Source organism: Natrinema versiforme JCM 10478, assembly GCF_000337195.1.
GTDB lineage: Archaea > Halobacteriota > Halobacteria > Halobacteriales > Natrialbaceae > Natrinema > Natrinema versiforme.
In genome coordinates, this window is the sequence record NZ_AOID01000008.1 from 1 (window position 1) to 16,323 (window position 16,323).

A 16,323-nucleotide genomic window follows, 5' to 3' on the forward strand; every position below is an offset into this window, starting at 1 on the left:
ATTGGTCAGGTGAAACCGACCGTCCTCGAAGGTTCCATCCATCTCGTAGACGTCGGTCGGCCGAGTCAGTTCGACACCGTTCGGCTCGCGGTCCGGCCGCGGCACGTTGACGTTCAGGTAGTCGACGCGGTCGAACAGCCCGGTCCCGGACGCGCCGTCGACCAGTTTCGCGGCGATTTCGCCGGTTCGTTCGAAGTCCGCCGGCTCGAGGTCCGCGTCGTGGCCGAGCGTGTCCATCGAGACGGCGATCGAGGGCGTCCCGAGGAAGGCGGCCTCCATCGCGGCGCTGACGGTCCCCGACCGGGAGAAGACGTACGCGCCGAGATTCGCCCCCGAGTTACAGCCCGAGACGACGATGTCGGGAGCCGGCTCGAGGGCCTTGACGCCGACGATGGCGCAGTCACAGGGGGTGCCGTCGACGGCGTAGCCGAGGTCGTGGTCCGCGTGGGGGACCAGCGAGGTAAACGAGTCGGCCTCGAGGTCCAGCGCGCCGTCGTCATCGTCGGCCGACCGCGTCCGGCCGTAGGACAGCGACCGGCCGACCGCGCTCCGGTTCCGGTCGGGCGCGACGACCGTGACCGTGCCGACCGCCGAGAGCGCGTCGTGCAGCGCCCGGATCCCGGGCGCGTCGATCCCGTCGTCATTCGTCAGGAGGATGTGGGGGTCCGAATCCAGTTCCATTGCTCGTTTGTCCGATCGCGGGCGAGCTACGTATCAGTTCGGTCCCCAACGGGTTCGGTCCCGTCCGCACCCGCGAGTGTCGCTCCGCAGGCGGGACAGAATCGTGCCCCCGCAGTGGCGACTGCATCACACTCGGGACAGGCGACCCCCTCGCTCCGGTCGCGTTCGGCGGCGGACTCGAGGCCCTCGCCACAGGACGGGCAGTACTCGGCGGACGCCGGCACGTCCGCGCCGCAGACCGGGCAGCCGACGGCGTCGTCCCACAGAACCCGGCGCTGTGACCGCGAGACGTAGTTGTACGCGCCCCAGACGACGTTACCGACCCCCATCGAGAACCAGCCGTCAGGAGCGCGACCAACACGTGCGATCCCACCGAGCCGAACGCCCGGTCGACCATCACGACCCGGTCGGGGGTTTCTTCGTCGATCGTCCAGCCCCGCGCGACGAGGTCGTCGATCTCCCGCTGCAGCCGTTTGCTTGTACATAGTCGAGAGGGCTCGAGCGGGCGAAATCCCGTCAGCGAATCCACGGGCGTCGTGACAGTCCGGTTTACGTATCCGTAGTTCGTAGGGGGCGTATGATCGGTTTCGAATACTGGCCGCGGATCGCTTCGCTGCTCGCACAGACCGACCCCGGCGTCAACGTCGACGTCGGGACGACGAACGGACTCCTCGGGGGCGCGATCGGCGCGTTCCTGTCCACGCTGGTCGTCGGCGCGATTTTGGTCGCCGTCGCCCCCGGCTTCACAGGCGGTACGAGACGGATGCCCCGACCCTTGAGGTTGGGGAGGAAGTCGACAACCGATGACACAAACCACGCTACGATGGCAGGCCAACTCCCAAACATATAACTAGCACTTTCTGTATCTGTGAAAATATAGTGGAATACCGTCGTACCGCCGTCATCAAACTCGACACTCCCGAAGGAGCCGACGCCTCCCTTCGTGAGACTGTCGAGCAGTTCAAACACTGCGCCAACACCGCGAGTGAGTGGTGCTGGCATGGCGACGACGGCTACCACGTCACCTCGAAATCCAAAGCCGAACGCGCCCTCTACGACCGACTTCGCAACGAAACCGACCTGACCGCGAATCTCGTCCAGAAAGGGATTCGCAGGGCGGTCGAAGCCGTCAAAAGCGGAGTCTCGCGTCTCGAACGTGGTGAAAACACGTCGCAACCGCACTTCTCGGCAGACAGTACGGTTTACGACAAGCGGAGCGCGACGTTCCACCGCGACCACGTTTCTCTTTCGACCGTGAACGGGCGCGTCGAGTGTGACTACCTCCTCCCCGACGATTCGGAGACACCGCCGACCAAATACGTCTCCGACGAAGACTTCGAGTTTCGGATGGCGCACTTGCAGTACCGCGACGGTGACTGGTATCTCCACGCCTCAATGCGGAAAGTCGAAGCAGACGAGGCCCCGTCGGAATCCAAATCCAAGCACAGAACAGTCCTTGGTGTGGATTTGGGCGTCAACAATCTCGCCGTTGCTTCGACGGGCCGATTCTGGTCGGCAGACGAGTTCAACCACTGGCGTCGAGAGTACAAGAAGCGTCGTGGATCGCTCCAGCAGTGTGGGTCCCGTCACGCCCACGAAAACATTGAAAGCGTCGGACAGAAGGAGGACGGGCGGTTCGAGATCCACCTGCACACGGTAGCGAACGAACTTATCGGGGAAGCCGTCGAGAACGACTGTTCGCACATCGTGTTTGAGGACTTGACCCACATTCGGGAGAACATTCCCGGAGCGACGTGGCAACACGTCTGGGCGTTTCGACGCCTCTACGAGTACGTCGAATACAAGGCCGAAGAACACGGTGTCGAAGCCGTACAGGTTGACCCGCGCAATACGTCAAAGCGTTGTTCGACGTGTGGGTTTACCCACGACGATAACCGTGACAGAGAGTCGTTCGAGTGTCAGCAGTGCGGGTATGAGAACCACGCCGATTACAACGCTTCCAAGAACATCGGTTTGCAGTATCTCCGTCGTCGGCAAAACGCAGACAATGGAGGCGCACCCGTAGATGTGCGCTTGAATCGCGGGACGGTGAACGTGAGCGGGGAGTACGTACCCCCTGCCTCGGTTGAGGCATAGAACGGGAGTCCACGCGAAAGCCTCGGGGTCGTACGGAAATCTTTGATTTCCGTGATGACGAGAGACGAAGTCTCTCGAACCACTTGATCCCGAGGCGATTTACCGAGCGGATGATGGCGGACGTGCTCGAGGACCCGGTCGGAACCTTCGCGTACGGGATCATCTCGCTGCTTGCGCTCGGCCTAGTGATACTGCTCCTGATCATCACGATCATCGGCATCCTGTTGGCCATCCCGCTCATCTTCGTCGCGTATCTGGTGTGGGCGATCGGCGGCGCGATCGCCTACCTCGCCATCGCCGACCGACTGGTCGGTCGCAACGACGGCTGGCTGAAGCCGCTGCTGGTCGCTGCGTGTCTCAGCGGGGCGCTCGCGGTGACCGGAATCGGCGGCCTCCTCGCGGTCTGTATCGGAGCTGCCGGCTTCGGTGCGATTCTCCGAACCTACCTCTGAGAAGGACGACTCGAGGCGACAGTCAGTGCAGGCGTGCCGACACATGGTCGATCAGTGGGCTGTGCGGGACGCCCATCGCCCGATACGTCTGTCCTTGAACGACGATCTGGACGAACAGCCCGCACGAGAGGATCGTCGGATACCAGATCGTCGGGAGTCCGCGCAGGCGAACCCAGAACGCGCTGCCGACGCCGACGACGGTGATCGCGATCGAAAGGAGGAGGTGGACTCTCGAGAGCAGCGGTGCGCGCGATCGCTGCGTGTCGGTGTAGAGCCGCTGTTCGAAGAGGCCCAGTAGCCCCTGTATGACGTACAGCGCCGACATGAGTATCGAGATTAGTTCGAACATAGGTACCATCCTGACAGCGAGTTGCCGACACTGGTCGTACCTGTCACCACGGCAGATACCGCCTGAGACGGGCCACCAGCGACCGCTGGCGACGGACCCGCAACGTGTGTCCGTCGGCCTCGAACGCCGCCTCGGTCGCGGCGATTTCTTCGCCGTCCGGAAGCTGGTAGTATTGCTCGCCGGCCGGGACCGTTCCGCCGCTGCTCGCGCCGAACAGGGACTTCGATCGCCCGGTCAGTGTCGGCGCAGGGCCGTCGTACTCGATTTCGTACACCGTCTCCCCGTCCTCGGTCGTCTTCCGCCAGTCGACGATCTCGCGGTCTCCGGTCGTGCCGATCATACTCGAGAAAGTACTCGGTTCGGCGTGCGGTGAGTCGCGGTGTCCATTCGTCGCGTCGATACTCGTGACAACGACCTAAAGATTGTGTCGTGTCGCCGCTCGCGTCGGTGCTGGTCGCCGGAAACTGGCGTCAGTCCCATTGCTCTCAGCCGAGATCGACCGGATCGACTTTCAGGTACTCCCGGAGGACGACCGTCGCGTACGATCCCTTCGGCAGCGCGAACTCGAGGGTCAGCGGCTCGGTCTCGAGCGCAAGATTCGTCCGGAGGAGCATGGCCCGCCGGGTGCCGGTCGAATTGAACTCGCCGGGAAGGCCGAAGTCCGCGGGCTCGAGACCGAGGTCGTCGAGAACGCTCCGCTCGATCTCGCCCTGCTCACCGTCGGCGAGGTCGGTCTCGGTGCCGACCAGCGGCGCGGTGACGAACGCCCGGCCGCGCTCGCAGTGGCGGGTCACCGAGTCGACCCGGCGCTCGTCGACGCGCTGGAGCCGGTCGGTGTCTGGCAGTGCGAGCCCGTCGGGAGCGTCGGTGTCCGAGAAACAGACCACGTCGCCCGCGACGGGCCGGTCGAAGGGCAGCCCGCGCTCTAAGCGCTCGGAGAGCATCAGGTTGAACGCGTAGGACTGGGCCGCGTGGACGAACAGCCGCTGGAGGTTCGAGGGGACCCGCTCGAGGGCCGCTCTGAACTGCTCGGGACCGGGCTCGCCGTCGTACTCGGCGAGGGCGTGGATCATCGACCGCTCGTAGCGCAGGCGATGTGGCACCCGCTCGAGGGCTTCCTGCCACTCTCTCGTCTCCTCGACGAAGGCTCTGGCTTCCTGCGTTCCCTCGGGTTCGGCGTCTGTCGGGTTCCCGAGGTAGGCCATCACCGCGCCCTCCCAGTCGTCGCGGGCGATCGCGAGCCCGACTTTATGCGTGACCGGCCGGCGGCTCCCGAAGCGCTGCTGGCCGAAGAAGTTGGGGACGCCGATCGATGTCGCGGACTCGCTGCTCTCACTCCCGCCACCGCCGCTCTCGAGCCCCCCGAACGCGCGCAGTTCGTCGGTGATCGCCGCGGCGTTGTCGGGTCGTTCGGGATCGGTGACGACCAGTTCGAACGCGTTGCCCGCGAGGTCGCCGAACTCGAGGTTCCGCCCCGCGCGGCCAAGTACCTCGATCTCGACGCCGTCGATCTCGGGCAGGTCGGCGGGATCGGCACCGTAGACCGAAAACAGCTGGGTGGTCACGGCGTACTTGTCCTTCGTCCCGGCCCAGTTGACTCGCTCGCGGGAGATCCCGAGCGCGTCCGAGAGCCGCGAGGCGAAATCGTTGGTGTCCCACCCTCGCAGCGTCGCCCGGAAGACGAGGTGGGGGTAGGCGTCCGTCGGCGCGTCGACGGGTTCGGTGTCGAAGCGCTCGAGTTCGCGCACCCGGAAGTCCGCGTCGTCCTCGCGCAGGCGACCGCCGACGCCGTCGGTCTCGCTGACGTAGTGGTCCATACCGACGGCCTGCTCCGTAGGGTGGGCTGAGCGCATACTGATGACGGGCGATTCGAGTGCCGGGCGTAAATCGGTTCGTTCTCGCGGCGGCGAGTTGCCCGTCGCTTCGACTCGACCCCGCGGTCAGTCCGTCCGCGGAATCGACCATGCGCCGATCACGAAGGCGATGACCGCGAGAACGGCGAGGATGCCGAGGTTCGCGAGCACGGGGTCGACGCCGGCGACGGCGGGCGTCCCCGCGTCAGCGTAGGTCGCGGCCCGCACGCCCCGCGCGAAGTAGGTCAGCGGCGAGAGATTCACCAGCGGTTCGAACCAGCCGGGCAGTTGGGAAAGCGAGATGAACGTCTCCGAGAGGAAGAGTAGCGGAAGGCCGATCGCGTTGCTGGCGGCGACCGCGCCGTCTTGGGAGTCGGTGAAGCTGCCGAGCATCGCGCCGACGCTACAGAAGCAGACGACGCCGACGAGGATGTACGGCACCAGAAACGGCGAGAACGCGATCTCCGCGCCGGTCAGCACGATCACTAACCCGAGGATGAGCAGGCTCGCCAGCCCGATGATGACGGCGTTGACGACGATCTGGGCGAGCAGCCACTCGCCGCGGGAGAGCGGCGTCGTCGCGAGCTTCTCGAAGCGGCTGCCCTCGCGGTGGCGCGCGACCTCGCTGCCCATCCGCGATAAGGGCGTAAAGAGGACGACGACGGCCAGATAGCCCGGCACGTAGTACGCCGCCGGCTCCGTGAACAGCCCCTCGCCGGTCGGGTCCGTGCGAATGAGCGCCCCGAAAATGACGATCAGGATCACCGGGAAGAAGAAGGTGAAAAAGACCGCTGTCCGCCGGCGGACGAACGACCGCCACCCGGCGCTCGTCTCTGCGCCGACGCGTCCCATCCGGCTCATGCCGTCTCACCCGCACGTGCGAGATCGGAGTCGTCGGCTTCGTTCTCGCCCTCGAGACGATCGGTCCGCTCGCGTTCGGCCGTGTCGGCCAGCGAGAGATAGACGTCCTCGAGGTCGGGTTCGGCCCACGAGAGCTCGGTGTACTCGATGTCCCGCGCCTCGAGGTAGTCGACCACCGCGCCGATCGCGGCGGGGTCGATGTCCCGGACGACGACGGCATTGTCCGGATTGCGGCCCCGACCGCGCTCCGGGCGTTCGACCGGGTACTCGAGGTCGGCGAAGGCATCCGGATCGGCGGCCGTTTCGACCGTGAGCCGGCTCGAGCCGCCGTGCTCGCGGACGAGCGCTTCCGGGGGTCCCTGCGCGACGAGGCGACCGTCGGCCAGCAGGCCGACGCGGTCGGCGAGGCGTTCGGCCTCGGCCATGTCGTGGGTGGTCAGAACCACCGTGGTCCCGGCGTCGGCGAGGTCCTCGATCAGCCGCCAGACGGTGCGGCGACCGGCGGGGTCGATGCCGGTCGTCGGCTCGTCGAGGAAGAGCAGATCGGGGTCGTTGACCAGCGCGGAGCCGACGCAGGCCCGCCGCTGTTGGCCGCCCGAGAGGTCCTCGTACCACGTCTCGCCGGTGTCGACGAGGCCGACATCTGCGAGCACGTTGTCGGGATCTCGCGCGTCGTCGTAGAGGCCCGCGTAATAGGCCAGCAGTTCACGCGCGCTGAGCCGGGCCGGTGGCGAGAACTCCTGTGGCAACACGCCGAGCAGGTCGCGGTCGACGGCCGACGGCGGCTCGCCGAGAATTCGTGCCGTCCCCTCGTCCGGGTCGGTCGTTCCCGTCAGCGCGCGGACGAGCGTCGTCTTGCCGGCCCCGTTCGGGCCGATCAGCGCGAAGACCTCACCGGCCTCGACGGACAGCGACGCCCCCGCGAGCGCCGTCGTCTCGCCGTAGCGCTTCTCGAGGTCCGTCGCGTCGACTACGGCTTCCATACGGAGCGGTTCCCGCGCATCGTGGGTAAGGGGTTCGATTCTCGCAAGGACTCACAGACGGTGTCGTCCACGTTCGAACACGGATCCCGCTCACGGCGTCGCCGTTCGCGCCGCGGTTCTCACTCGCTTCGTTCGCTCACGGTATTACCGTTCGCATCGCGGTTCTCACTCGCTTTGCTCGTTCCGAACCGCGCATCTCCGAACCGCGCACCTCCGAACCGCGCCCGCGCTCTTGCCCTCGCAGGCTCAACCGTTACCGGCCGGTTCGTGGTAGCGAGCCGAGAATGGTCAAACTCGGATACACCCTCTCGAGCGAGGAGTTCGGTCCGCAGGAACTGGTCGACATCGCACGCAAGGCGGAAGAGGCCGGCTTCGATTTCCTCTCGATTTCGGATCACTTCCATCCGTGGGTTTCCGCGCAGGGCGAGTCACCGTTCGTCTGGTCGACGCTGGGCGGGATCGCGACGGTAACCGACGAGATCGAGGTCGGCGTCGGCGTCACCTGTCCGACGATTCGGATTCATCCGGTCAACGTCGCCCACGCGGTCGCTACCGTCGACGAGATGCTCGGCGACCGGTTTACCTTCGGCGTCGGCACCGGCGAGAACTTAAACGAACACGTCACTGGCGAGCGCTGGCCCGAACACGACGTTCGCCTCGAGATGTTGGACGAGGCGATGGACGTGATGCGCTCGCTGTGGACCGGCGAGACGACGAGCCACCACGGCGAGCACTACACGGTCGAGAACGCGAAACTCTTCACCGTGCCCGACGAGCAGCCGACGATGATCGGGAGCGCGTTCGGCCCGCAGACGGCCGAGTGGGTCGCCGAGACCACCGACGGGCTCTGGTGTTCCGGCCCCAAATCGGAGCCGGTCGAGGCCTACGAGGACGCCGGCGGCGAGGGCCCGAAATACACGCAACTCCACGGCTGCTATGCCGACAGCGAGGACGAAGCCATCGAGACGATCCTCGAGCAGTGGCCAAACGGCTCGATTCCGGGCGAACTCGGGCAGGAACTCCCGACGCCGGTCCATTTCGAGCAGGCTGCTCAGATGGTCGAGAAGGAGGACATCGCCGAGGCCGGCACGACCACCGACCCGGACCCGCAGGCTCACATCGACAGCATCGAGCAGGCGATCGACGCCGGCTACGATCACGTCTACGTCCACCAGATCGGCGAGGAACAGGAGAAGGCGATCGAGCTCTACGAGGAAGACGTGTTGCCGTCGTTTGACTGACTCTGCCGGTTATTGACCGCCCGTCTCAGCAGGCGAGCGTAACGAACTGGTTGATCGCCTCGTCACTCCCGGCGACGATCAGCGTGTCGTCGGGACGGACGACGAACTCCGGTCCGAGGTCGGTCAGGAGGTCCCCGTTCCGCTCGGCCGCGACAACGGTACAGCCGGTCCGGGCCCGCAGGTCCACGTCGCCGAGACTCCGGCCGGCGATCCCCGGTGCGGTCGTTCGGACGAGTTCGAACTGCGTCTCCGGCGTGAGGATCTCCTCGTCCTCGATCAGGATGGAGCCGAGCATCCGACCGGTCACCGTCGACAGCGACAGGACGTACTCGGCCCCGGCGCGGTAGAACTTCGGAATGTTCTCGGTCTCGTTCGCTCGCGCGATGATCTCGACCTCGGGGGCGACCTGCTTGAGGACCAGCGTCGCGTAGATCGTCGTCGCGTCGTCGTCGAGCGTGAGAATGACCGACTGGGAGTCCTCGATATCGGCGGCCTCGAGGACCATTTTGTCGGTGACGTCGCCGACGATGTCGACCCCCGGCTCGTCCGCGAGGTCGATGACACAGGTCGACACATCCCCGGACGCCAGCGTCTCGACTGCGGTCCGTCCGACGACCCCGTAGCCGCCGACGACGACGCGATCCGGGTTGTGCCGAAGCGCAGATACCGTTCGCGATTTCAATTCCGTGAGGTCATCGCGGCGACCCGCGACGAGCAGGATCGTGTTGCCGTCGATCACGTTCTCGGGGCCGGGAACGGGGACGAACTCCCCGTTGAACCACGCGCCGATGACGGTGATCCCCATCCGGTCCCGGATACCCGACTCCGGAATCGTCTGGCCGACGAGGTCACTGTTGTCCTGGACGAGCAGTTCGGTCACCGCGAGGTCCTCGCTGAGTTCGATCGTGTCCCGAAGTTCCGCCGAGACTGTCGTCGTCGCCTTCGCCGCGAGGCTCTGTCCGAGCACGTGCCGCGGCCGGACGATCTCGTCGGCCCCGGCGTAGCGGTGATAGCTCGCGACCTCGTCGTTCTCGACGACGCTCACGATCTCGAGGTCGCTCGAGAGCTCGCGCGCCGTGAGGATGACCATCGCGTTGGTCTCGTCGTCGATGTCGGTGACGAGCGCGTCCGCCTGCTCGGCGTTTGCCGCTTGCAGGGTTTCCGCCTGATCGAGTTCGCCGTAGATGGCGTTCGTGCCATTGTTATTGAGGTCGACGACGAGTTCGGCGTCGTCGTCGATGAAAACGTAGGGCACGTTCGCCGCCTCGAGTTCCCCCGCGAGAACGTCCGACCGGGGCGTGTACGAGCAGATGACGACGTGATCAGTGAGGTCGGTCGACTCCGGCGGCCGGTCCTCGAGGGCCTGCTGAAAGAGCGGGACGACGATCAGCGGCAGGGCGAGGAAGACGAGCAGGACGCCCGAGAGGTTCATCGCGACCACCATCAGGTTCATCGGGGTACTCTGCCAGTCGTCCGCGTCGCCGCCGAAGCCGGCCGTCGTGAGCGTCTCGATGACGGTCTGGATCGCCTGCGCGTACGTCCTCGTTTCGCCCTCGAACGTGGCCATCCCCAGTCGGTAGAGCCACGCGTAGACAAGGACGAGACCGAGAACGGCGACCAGGGAGAGGACGATCCGCCGCCACCAGTGATTCATCACCGGAAGGTGACTATCGAGTGGTTTGTAGCTTCGGAAAGGTTCCTAACGGGACCCTCGCACAGGATACGACGGCGACCGACTAGCACCTCGCCGCTTCCCAACCCGTTTTGACCCTCGCTCCTGAACCGCCTGCTATGGAGTACACGACACTCGGTAATACGGGGACGACGGTCTCGAAACTCTGTTTCGGCACGTGGCGCTTCGGCATGGAGAGCGACGGTACGGTCGAAACCGACCGCGAGGAGGCCCACGAACTCCTCGACGCCTGTTGGGACCATGGCGTCAACTTCATCGACACCGCGAACGTCTACGGCGATCCGAACGGGAAAAGCGAGCGCTGGATCGGTGAGTGGCTCGCGGACCGCGACGATATCGACCGCGAGGACCTCGTGGTTGCCTCGAAGGTCTACTTCCCGTTCGACGGCCGGGGCGAACCCGGACCGAACGACTCCGGGCTCGGGCGCAAGCACATCCGCGCCCAGATCGAGGGCACCTTAGAGCGGCTGGGAACGGACTACCTCGATCTGTACTACATCCACCGCTGGGACGAGGACACCCCGATCGAGGAGACGATGCAGACGCTGACCGAACTCGTCCGAGAAGGGAAGGTCCACTACTTGGGGGCCTCGAGCATGGCCGCCTGGAAGCTCACCAAGGCGCTGTGGACGAGCGACGCCGAGGGCCTCGAGCGGTTCGACGTGACCCAGCCGATGTTCAACGCCGCCGATACGGACGACGTGAGCGACTACCTCGACGTCTGTGCCGATCAGGACATCGCCGTCTGCCCCTACTCGCCGCTGGCCGGCGGCTTCCTCACCGGGAAGTACGAGCGGGCCGACGACGGGACCGTCATTGCGCCCGACGGCGCTCGCGGCAGTCTCACCGACCTGTTCGAGGACCGCTACACGAGCGACACCGCGTGGGAGGTCCTCGAGGCCGTCGAAGCCGTCGCCGACGAGATCGACGCGACGCCCGCCCAGGTCTCGCTCCGCTGGCTGATGGAACAAGACCAGGTTACCTGCGTGCCGATCGTCGGCGCGCGAACGACCGACCAACTCGAGGAAAACGTCGGCGCGGTCGACCTCGAGTTGAGCGACGAGCAGTTCGAGCGGATCGACGCGGCTCGCGGACCGGCCGACGGCGGCTATCGCTGAGTTCGGTCGGAAGGCGCTTTCGTCGATCGAGGGCTCGAGACGAGACCGCGGTAGTTCCCGAAACTCAGTGCAGCATATCGAGGAGAAAGATGAGCAGAAACCCGACGAAGAACAGCGTCGTCGACGTCGGTGTTTCCGGGACTTTCTGGGCTTTGACGAGGAGTTCCTCGGTCACCAGGTAGAGGAGGGCAGCGGAGCCGAACGCGAGGACAAGCGCGATCGGAGCGCCCGTAACGCCGTCGAACGCGAGGACGCCGATAGTCACGCCGCTCAGCAGCAGCACCCCGAACCCGGCGGGGACGGCGAGTTTCTTCGGCGTACTCGTCCCTTCCGGGAGCGCGATGACGCCGGTGACGCCGAGAAAGAGGACTTCGATCGCGAGTGCCACTGCGATGAGAACGCCGGTGGCCGCCTCCGCCAGGAACGTCACGCCGATCAGGACGCCGTCGATCAGCATGTCGATGCTCACGGTGATCAACAGGCCAGCGGCACCCGCCATCTTGCCGCCGATGCCCCGCTTTTCGACGTACTTGCTGAGTCGATGGATGCCGAGCATGGTGGCGACGCCGATCGCGAATCCGACGACGACCACAGCCGGAGCCCGCGTATGGACGTCCGGGAGGAGTTCGGCGGCGACGGCGGCGAACACGACGCCGGCCGCGAAGTGCTGGACGTTGCTCTCCATTTGCGGTCCCGGCGTCCGGTAGATCGCCGCGATCCCCCCGACGAGCGCGGCGACGACCGCCAACATCGTGTACGAAAGCGCTTGCACTAGAGTTCCGGCCATTCTACTGGTGATTCTACCTCGAACCGGGTGAATGTACTCGCCGTCACATTCGGGGTGGGGAAATACCCTCGGCTACGGACACGATATCCTCCCTTCACACGCCTTCGGACGGTGTCTGGCTCGTTGACGCCGTGGTCTCAGTACTGATGCCGGAATAATAATCGTGAGCGGACAGGCGTTCTCTACGAGCGGGTTCCGGCCGTCGGCTCGAGCCCGATCCGGTAGTCGGTCAGGTTCTCGTAGCCGTCCTCGGTGACGACGATCAGGTCCTCGATGCGGACGCCGCCGACCGCGGGATCGTAGATGCCGGGTTCGATCGAGATCACGTGGCCCGGCTCGAGGTCGCCGCCGGCGGGCGAGACGCTCGGTTCCTCGTGGATGTCGAGGCCGACGCCGTGGCCCGTGCTGTGGATGAAACCGGTCTCGGTGTTCGGATCGCTCCGCAGGGTCTCGTAGCCCGCGTCCTCGATCACGTCACAGGCCGCGCCGTGGACGGTGGCTCCGGTCACGCCGGCTTCGACGGTCTCGAGGGCGGCCTCGTACGCTTCGTGGGTGACCTCGTAGCGCCTGCGGGCCTCCTCGCCGGGGTCGCCGCGGGCGAACGTGCGGGTCATGTCCGCGAAGTAGCCCGTCTCCTTGTCCCGCGGGAAGATGTCGATCACGATCAGTTCGTCGGGCTCGAGCGGGCCGCTGCCGCGGTCGTGGGGGTCCGCGCCGTCGGCTCCGCAGGCGACGATGGTCTCGTCTAACCCACAGCCGTGGCGCAACAGGGTGACCTCGATTTCCTCCGTGACGCGCTCGCTGGTGAGCGGCTCGCCGTCGCGGACGAGGATGCCGTCCTCGATCTCGGCGGTCGCGATCAGCTCCTCGGCTCTCGCCATTGCGGCCTCGTTGGCCCGCTGGCTCGCCCGGATCTGGTCGACTTCCCAGTCGGTTTTGGTCGCGCGGATGGTCGCGATGACCCCCTCGCGTTCGACTGTGACGCCGAGACCGAACTCGCGGAAGCCGTCCGCGGTCCCCGTCGGGAAGTTCCGCGGGACCGCGATCGACTCGACATCATGGTCCTCGAGAAAGGCAGCGAGCATGCGAATTTTTCCCTCGTACTGGCCGTGTTCGGCGACCAGGTGCTGGTAGTCGTACGCGGCTCGCCGGGTGACCGAGTCGGCGTTGGCGTCCGCGCTCGCCCGCCCGTACTCGAGGCCGGAGACGAGCAGGTGGACCCTGTCTCGGGTCACCAGCGTCTGGTAGGGGTCCGGGGCGGTAAAGCCGGAGACGTACCGCTGGTCCGAATCCGAGGCATCGTCGTCGATGAGATAGCCGTCTCCGCCCTCGGCCGCGAACCGCTCGCGAAGCGGGGCGAGGTCTACGTCGACGTTCATGCACGGATCTGTGACGCCGGCGCACATAATCCCGGGGATCCCGGCCAGCCGGATCGATTCGAACCCACAAACTTATCAATAGAGGTGGTAATCACCGCATATGAACCGTCGCCGGATTCTGGCAGCGGGGGCCGCGATTGGGCTGGCCGGCTGTGTCAGTTCGCCGGCCGACGACTCTCCCTCGAGTGCTGATTTCGTTCGGGATGCGATCGAGACGCGCCGCCACATGACCAGCCTCGAGGCCCGGCGAACCGTGACAGTCCAAACGCCGGACGACACCGCCGAGCGCACAGAGCGGGTCGCACGGGAGCCGCCGGCCAAACAGCGGATCGAAGTCCTCGAGTCGACCGATCCGGACGTACCGGCCGACTCGGTTATCGTGACCAACCGGGAGGTCACGTGGGAGTACAATCCGCAGACGGACGTGGTAGACGTCCAGTTTCACGGGAGCAAAGTCGACGCCGATCGCACGCTGCAGGTACTCGAGAGTCTCCTCGCGGAGTACCGGCTCAGCTACGGCGGGACGGCGACCGTCGACGGACGCGAGGCCCACGTCGTCGAGACGCGGCCGCCACTCGATGAGACCGGGCGGCGGATCGATCTCGTCGTCGGCGACACGACCTACGCCGTCCCGCTATCGTCGGGCGATCTCGAGGACTTAGACGTCTCGCGGACGCTCTGGATCGACGACGAGTACCGGTATCCGGTCAAGGAACGAAACGCCGTCCGCGACGGCGAGGAGACGCGTTACGACCTGACCGTGACGTACGAGGACCTCGCGATCGACGCGGACCTCGAGCCGAAGACGTTCACCTACCAGCCGCCGGCCGACGCCGACGTCGTCACCGACGGGTCGGAGCCGGCGGGGATCTTCGACTCGATCGAGAACGCCGAGGACGCGGTCCCCTACGACCTGCCGGACTCGGATCTCCCCGGCGCGTATCTCTCGGATCGAATCACCGTCGTCGAGCGGGCTGACAAGTACGGCGGGACGACGACGACGCTGTGGTACGACGATCCGAACGTCGTCGCCCGCGAACTCTTCATCGTCGTCCGCGAGGAGCCCCGGTTCAAACCGTCTCTCCTCGAGGAGGTCGAGATCGACGGCCGAACCGCCTACTACCGGGACGGCCGGATTCAGAGCATCTTCTGGGACTGCGGCGACGTGAGCTACGAGGTCTCGAGTCTGGTCACGGACGATCCGCTGCGGGAGATCGCGGCCTCGATCGGCTGTCCGTAACGCGGCCGTCCGGGTTCGTCTCGAGTCGATACTGCTGGGATCGGTATCGGTAAGGCGCGGCCACTCCACAGAGCGAGCATGAACGTCACGATCACGCCCTCGAGTGTCGAGGGGACCGCTCGAGCACCGCCCTCGAAGAGCTACACCCACCGGGCGATCCTCGCGGCGGGCTACGCCGACGGCGCGACCGTCCGCGACGCACTCTGGAGTGCAGACACGCAGGCGACCGCGCGGGCGGTCGAACTGTTCGGCGGCGCTGTCGATCGAGCCGCGGACGGCACGCTCGAGGTCGACGGCTTCGGCGGCCGCCCCAGCGTGCCGGCGGACATCATCGACTGTGCGAACAGCGGGACGACCATGCGACTCGTCACCGCCGCGGCGGCGCTGGCCGACGGGACCACGGTCCTGACCGGCGACGAGTCCCTGCGCTCGCGGCCCCAGGGGCCGCTGCTCGAGGCGCTTGTCGCCCTCGACGCCGCAGCCGAGAGCACCCGCGGGAACGGACAGGCCCCGTTGGTCGTCACCGGCCCCCTCGCGGGCGGTGAGGTATCGATCCCCGGCGACGTGTCCTCGCAGTATATCACCGCCCTGCTCATGGCCGGTGCGGTCACCGACGAGGGAATCGAAATCGACCTCGAGACGGACCTCAAGTCCGCGCCCTACGTCGACATCACGCTCGAGGTGCTCGCGGACTTCGGCGTCGAGGCCCGGCAGACGGAGAGCGGGTTCGCCGTCGACGGCGGCCAATCGTACGCGCCCGCCGGCGGCGAGTACGCGGTCCCCGGCGACTTCTCGTCGATCTCGTACCCGCTCGCGGCGGGTGCGATCGCCGGCGACGGCGGCGACGGCGTCCGCATCGAGGGAGCCCACCCCAGCGCGCAGGGCGACAGCGCCATCGTCGACATCGTCGAGCGGATGGGTGCCGACGTGGACTGGGACCGCGACGAGGGAACGATCGATGTCTCGGCGGCCCCGCTCTCCGGCATCGAGGTCGATGTCGAGGACACGCCTGACCTCCTGCCGACGATCGCGACGCTGGGTGCGGTCGCGGACGGCGAGACGAGGATTACGAACGCCGAACACGTCCGCTACAAGGAGACCGACCGCGTCAGCGCGATGGCCGAGGAACTCGGGAAGATGGGCGTCGAGACGAGCGAAGAGCGCGATTCGCTGACGGTTCACGGCGGCGACTCGGACCTCGAAGGCGCGACCGTCTCCGGGTGCGACGACCACCGGATCATCATGGCGCTCGCACTCGCCGGCCTCGCAGCCGACGGCGAGACCACCATCGAAGGTGCCGACCACGTCGACGTCTCGTTCCCCGGCTTCTTCGGCGTGCTCGAGGAGTTAGGCGTCGCCCTCGAGCGCGACGGACAGTAGCGGTCACGGGCTGACGGGAGCGGCTGGAACCGGAACGCCGCCGGCCGAGTTCCTCGTGCGGGCTCTCGGCTTCCGCTCGAACGCCGAATCCCTTACCGGATGGAGCAGTTATTTATGCCGCCGAAAAATGATGACATACAATGTCAGGCAATACGCCAGTTATCGTTAGCGCTGTTAGAACTGCACAGGCTGTCTCTTATACACATCTC

At 66.2% G+C, this 16,323-nt stretch carries 16 protein-coding genes and 1 pseudogene; 7 read left to right on the forward strand and 10 right to left on the reverse strand.

Going from position 1 to position 16,323, the window contains the following annotated elements; genetic code table 11:
- Together surE and C489_RS22940 are read right to left on the reverse strand one after the other, a co-directional pair.
- Positions 1-681: 5'/3'-nucleotidase SurE (gene surE / locus C489_RS02215; RefSeq protein ID WP_006429486.1), on the reverse strand; the 681-nt coding region annotated here is incomplete at its 3' end.
- A gap of 26 nt (positions 682-707) precedes the next feature.
- Positions 708-1,010 carry a zinc ribbon domain-containing protein gene (locus C489_RS22940; protein ID WP_006429487.1) on the reverse strand — a complete coding sequence of 101 codons (303 nt, stop codon included), beginning with the start codon at positions 1,008-1,010 and terminating at the stop codon, positions 708-710.
- A 248-nt stretch (positions 1,011-1,258) separates the two neighbouring features.
- Between C489_RS22940 and C489_RS02225 the strand changes: the two genes are divergently transcribed.
- From C489_RS02225 to C489_RS02235, 3 genes and pseudogenes are all read left to right on the forward strand, one after another.
- The gene (locus tag C489_RS02225; protein ID WP_006429488.1) at positions 1,259-1,531 is read left to right on the forward strand and encodes a hypothetical protein; all 273 of its coding nucleotides are present in this window, start codon (positions 1,259-1,261) and stop codon (positions 1,529-1,531) included.
- A gap of 29 nt (positions 1,532-1,560) precedes the next feature.
- Entirely contained in the window at positions 1,561-2,778 is a 1,218-nt protein-coding gene (locus C489_RS02230; RefSeq protein WP_006429489.1) for an RNA-guided endonuclease InsQ/TnpB family protein, read from the forward strand.
- 98 nt (positions 2,779-2,876) lie between these two features.
- Positions 2,877-3,230, forward strand: a pseudogene (locus C489_RS02235) (hypothetical protein); the annotation flags it as partial.
- Between the two features lie 22 nt (positions 3,231-3,252).
- On the opposite strand, the gene C489_RS02240 reads toward C489_RS02235, so the two are convergent.
- The 5 genes from C489_RS02240 to C489_RS02260 all read right to left on the reverse strand — a co-directional run bounded on the left by C489_RS02240 (position 3,253) and on the right by C489_RS02260 (position 7,276).
- Positions 3,253-3,579 carry a hypothetical protein gene (locus tag C489_RS02240; RefSeq protein ID WP_006429491.1) on the reverse strand — a complete coding sequence of 109 codons (327 nt, stop codon included), beginning with the start codon at positions 3,577-3,579 and terminating at the stop codon, positions 3,253-3,255.
- A 43-nt stretch (positions 3,580-3,622) separates the two neighbouring features.
- Positions 3,623-3,919 carry a hypothetical protein gene (locus C489_RS02245; RefSeq protein ID WP_006429492.1) on the reverse strand — a complete coding sequence of 99 codons (297 nt, stop codon included), beginning with the start codon at positions 3,917-3,919 and terminating at the stop codon, positions 3,623-3,625.
- A 145-nt stretch (positions 3,920-4,064) separates the two neighbouring features.
- Positions 4,065-5,432 carry a tRNA pseudouridine(13) synthase TruD gene (gene truD, locus C489_RS02250; protein ID WP_006429493.1) on the reverse strand — a complete coding sequence of 456 codons (1,368 nt, stop codon included), beginning with the start codon at positions 5,430-5,432 and terminating at the stop codon, positions 4,065-4,067.
- Positions 5,433-5,519: 87 nt separating this feature from the next.
- On the reverse strand, positions 5,520-6,293 hold the full coding sequence (locus tag C489_RS02255) for an ABC transporter permease (RefSeq protein WP_006429494.1): 774 nt from the start codon (positions 6,291-6,293) through the stop codon (positions 5,520-5,522).
- Positions 6,290-7,276 (reverse strand): ABC transporter ATP-binding protein, encoded by a 987-nt coding sequence (locus C489_RS02260; RefSeq protein ID WP_006429495.1) that lies wholly within the window; start codon positions 7,274-7,276, stop codon positions 6,290-6,292. The genes C489_RS02255 and C489_RS02260 overlap by 4 nt, the downstream gene beginning before the upstream one ends.
- 284 nt (positions 7,277-7,560) lie before the next feature.
- Here C489_RS02260 and C489_RS02265 point away from each other — a divergent pair, with 284 nt between their 5' ends.
- A complete protein-coding gene (locus C489_RS02265; RefSeq protein WP_006429496.1) occupies positions 7,561-8,517 on the forward strand; it encodes a TIGR03557 family F420-dependent LLM class oxidoreductase in 957 nt (318 codons plus the stop codon).
- A gap of 25 nt (positions 8,518-8,542) precedes the next feature.
- On the opposite strand, the gene C489_RS02270 is transcribed toward C489_RS02265, so the two are convergent.
- A complete protein-coding gene (locus C489_RS02270) occupies positions 8,543-10,171 on the reverse strand; it encodes a potassium channel family protein (RefSeq protein ID WP_006429497.1) in 1,629 nt (542 codons plus the stop codon).
- 137 nt (positions 10,172-10,308) lie between these two features.
- On the opposite strand from C489_RS02270, the gene C489_RS02275 reads away from it, so the two are divergent.
- Complete coding sequence (locus C489_RS02275; RefSeq protein WP_006429498.1) at positions 10,309-11,328, forward strand: aldo/keto reductase; 1,020 nt, start codon at positions 10,309-10,311, stop codon at positions 11,326-11,328.
- A 64-nt stretch (positions 11,329-11,392) separates the two neighbouring features.
- On the opposite strand, the gene C489_RS02280 is transcribed toward C489_RS02275, so the two are convergent.
- Both C489_RS02280 and C489_RS02285 read right to left on the reverse strand, forming a co-directional pair.
- Positions 11,393-12,115, reverse strand: coding sequence for a ZIP family metal transporter (locus tag C489_RS02280; RefSeq protein WP_193364768.1), 723 nt, complete (start codon positions 12,113-12,115; stop codon positions 11,393-11,395).
- Positions 12,116-12,297: 182 nt separating this feature from the next.
- Positions 12,298-13,494, reverse strand: coding sequence for a M24 family metallopeptidase (locus C489_RS02285; protein WP_006429500.1), 1,197 nt, complete (start codon positions 13,492-13,494; stop codon positions 12,298-12,300).
- Between the two features lie 100 nt (positions 13,495-13,594).
- Between C489_RS02285 and C489_RS02290 the strand changes: the two genes are divergently transcribed.
- Both C489_RS02290 and aroA read left to right on the forward strand, forming a co-directional pair.
- Entirely contained in the window at positions 13,595-14,734 is a 1,140-nt protein-coding gene (locus C489_RS02290; RefSeq protein ID WP_006429501.1) for a LolA family protein, read from the forward strand.
- A 78-nt stretch (positions 14,735-14,812) separates the two neighbouring features.
- Positions 14,813-16,114 carry a 3-phosphoshikimate 1-carboxyvinyltransferase gene (aroA, locus tag C489_RS02295; RefSeq protein ID WP_006429502.1) on the forward strand — a complete coding sequence of 434 codons (1,302 nt, stop codon included), beginning with the start codon at positions 14,813-14,815 and terminating at the stop codon, positions 16,112-16,114.
- Positions 16,115-16,323 lie beyond the last annotated feature (209 nt).

Coding starts and splice junctions, on each gene's coding strand:
- C489_RS22940 (WP_006429487.1), bottom strand. CDS start 1,010: ATGGGGGTCGGTAACGTCGTCTGGGGCGCGTACAACTACGTCTCGCGG.
- C489_RS02225 (WP_006429488.1), top strand. CDS start 1,259: ATGATCGGTTTCGAATACTGGCCGCGGATCGCTTCGCTGCTCGCACAG.
- C489_RS02240 (WP_006429491.1), bottom strand. CDS start 3,579: ATGTTCGAACTAATCTCGATACTCATGTCGGCGCTGTACGTCATACAG.
- C489_RS02245 (WP_006429492.1), bottom strand. CDS start 3,919: ATGATCGGCACGACCGGAGACCGCGAGATCGTCGACTGGCGGAAGACG.
- truD (WP_006429493.1), bottom strand. CDS start 5,432: ATGCGCTCAGCCCACCCTACGGAGCAGGCCGTCGGTATGGACCACTAC.
- C489_RS02255 (WP_006429494.1), bottom strand. CDS start 6,293: ATGAGCCGGATGGGACGCGTCGGCGCAGAGACGAGCGCCGGGTGGCGG.
- C489_RS02260 (WP_006429495.1), bottom strand. CDS start 7,276: ATGGAAGCCGTAGTCGACGCGACGGACCTCGAGAAGCGCTACGGCGAG.
- C489_RS02265 (WP_006429496.1), top strand. CDS start 7,561: ATGGTCAAACTCGGATACACCCTCTCGAGCGAGGAGTTCGGTCCGCAG.
- C489_RS02270 (WP_006429497.1), bottom strand. CDS start 10,171: ATGAATCACTGGTGGCGGCGGATCGTCCTCTCCCTGGTCGCCGTTCTC.
- C489_RS02275 (WP_006429498.1), top strand. CDS start 10,309: ATGGAGTACACGACACTCGGTAATACGGGGACGACGGTCTCGAAACTC.
- C489_RS02280 (WP_193364768.1), bottom strand. CDS start 12,115: ATGGCCGGAACTCTAGTGCAAGCGCTTTCGTACACGATGTTGGCGGTC.
- C489_RS02285 (WP_006429500.1), bottom strand. CDS start 13,494: ATGAACGTCGACGTAGACCTCGCCCCGCTTCGCGAGCGGTTCGCGGCC.
- C489_RS02290 (WP_006429501.1), top strand. CDS start 13,595: ATGAACCGTCGCCGGATTCTGGCAGCGGGGGCCGCGATTGGGCTGGCC.
- aroA (WP_006429502.1), top strand. CDS start 14,813: ATGAACGTCACGATCACGCCCTCGAGTGTCGAGGGGACCGCTCGAGCA.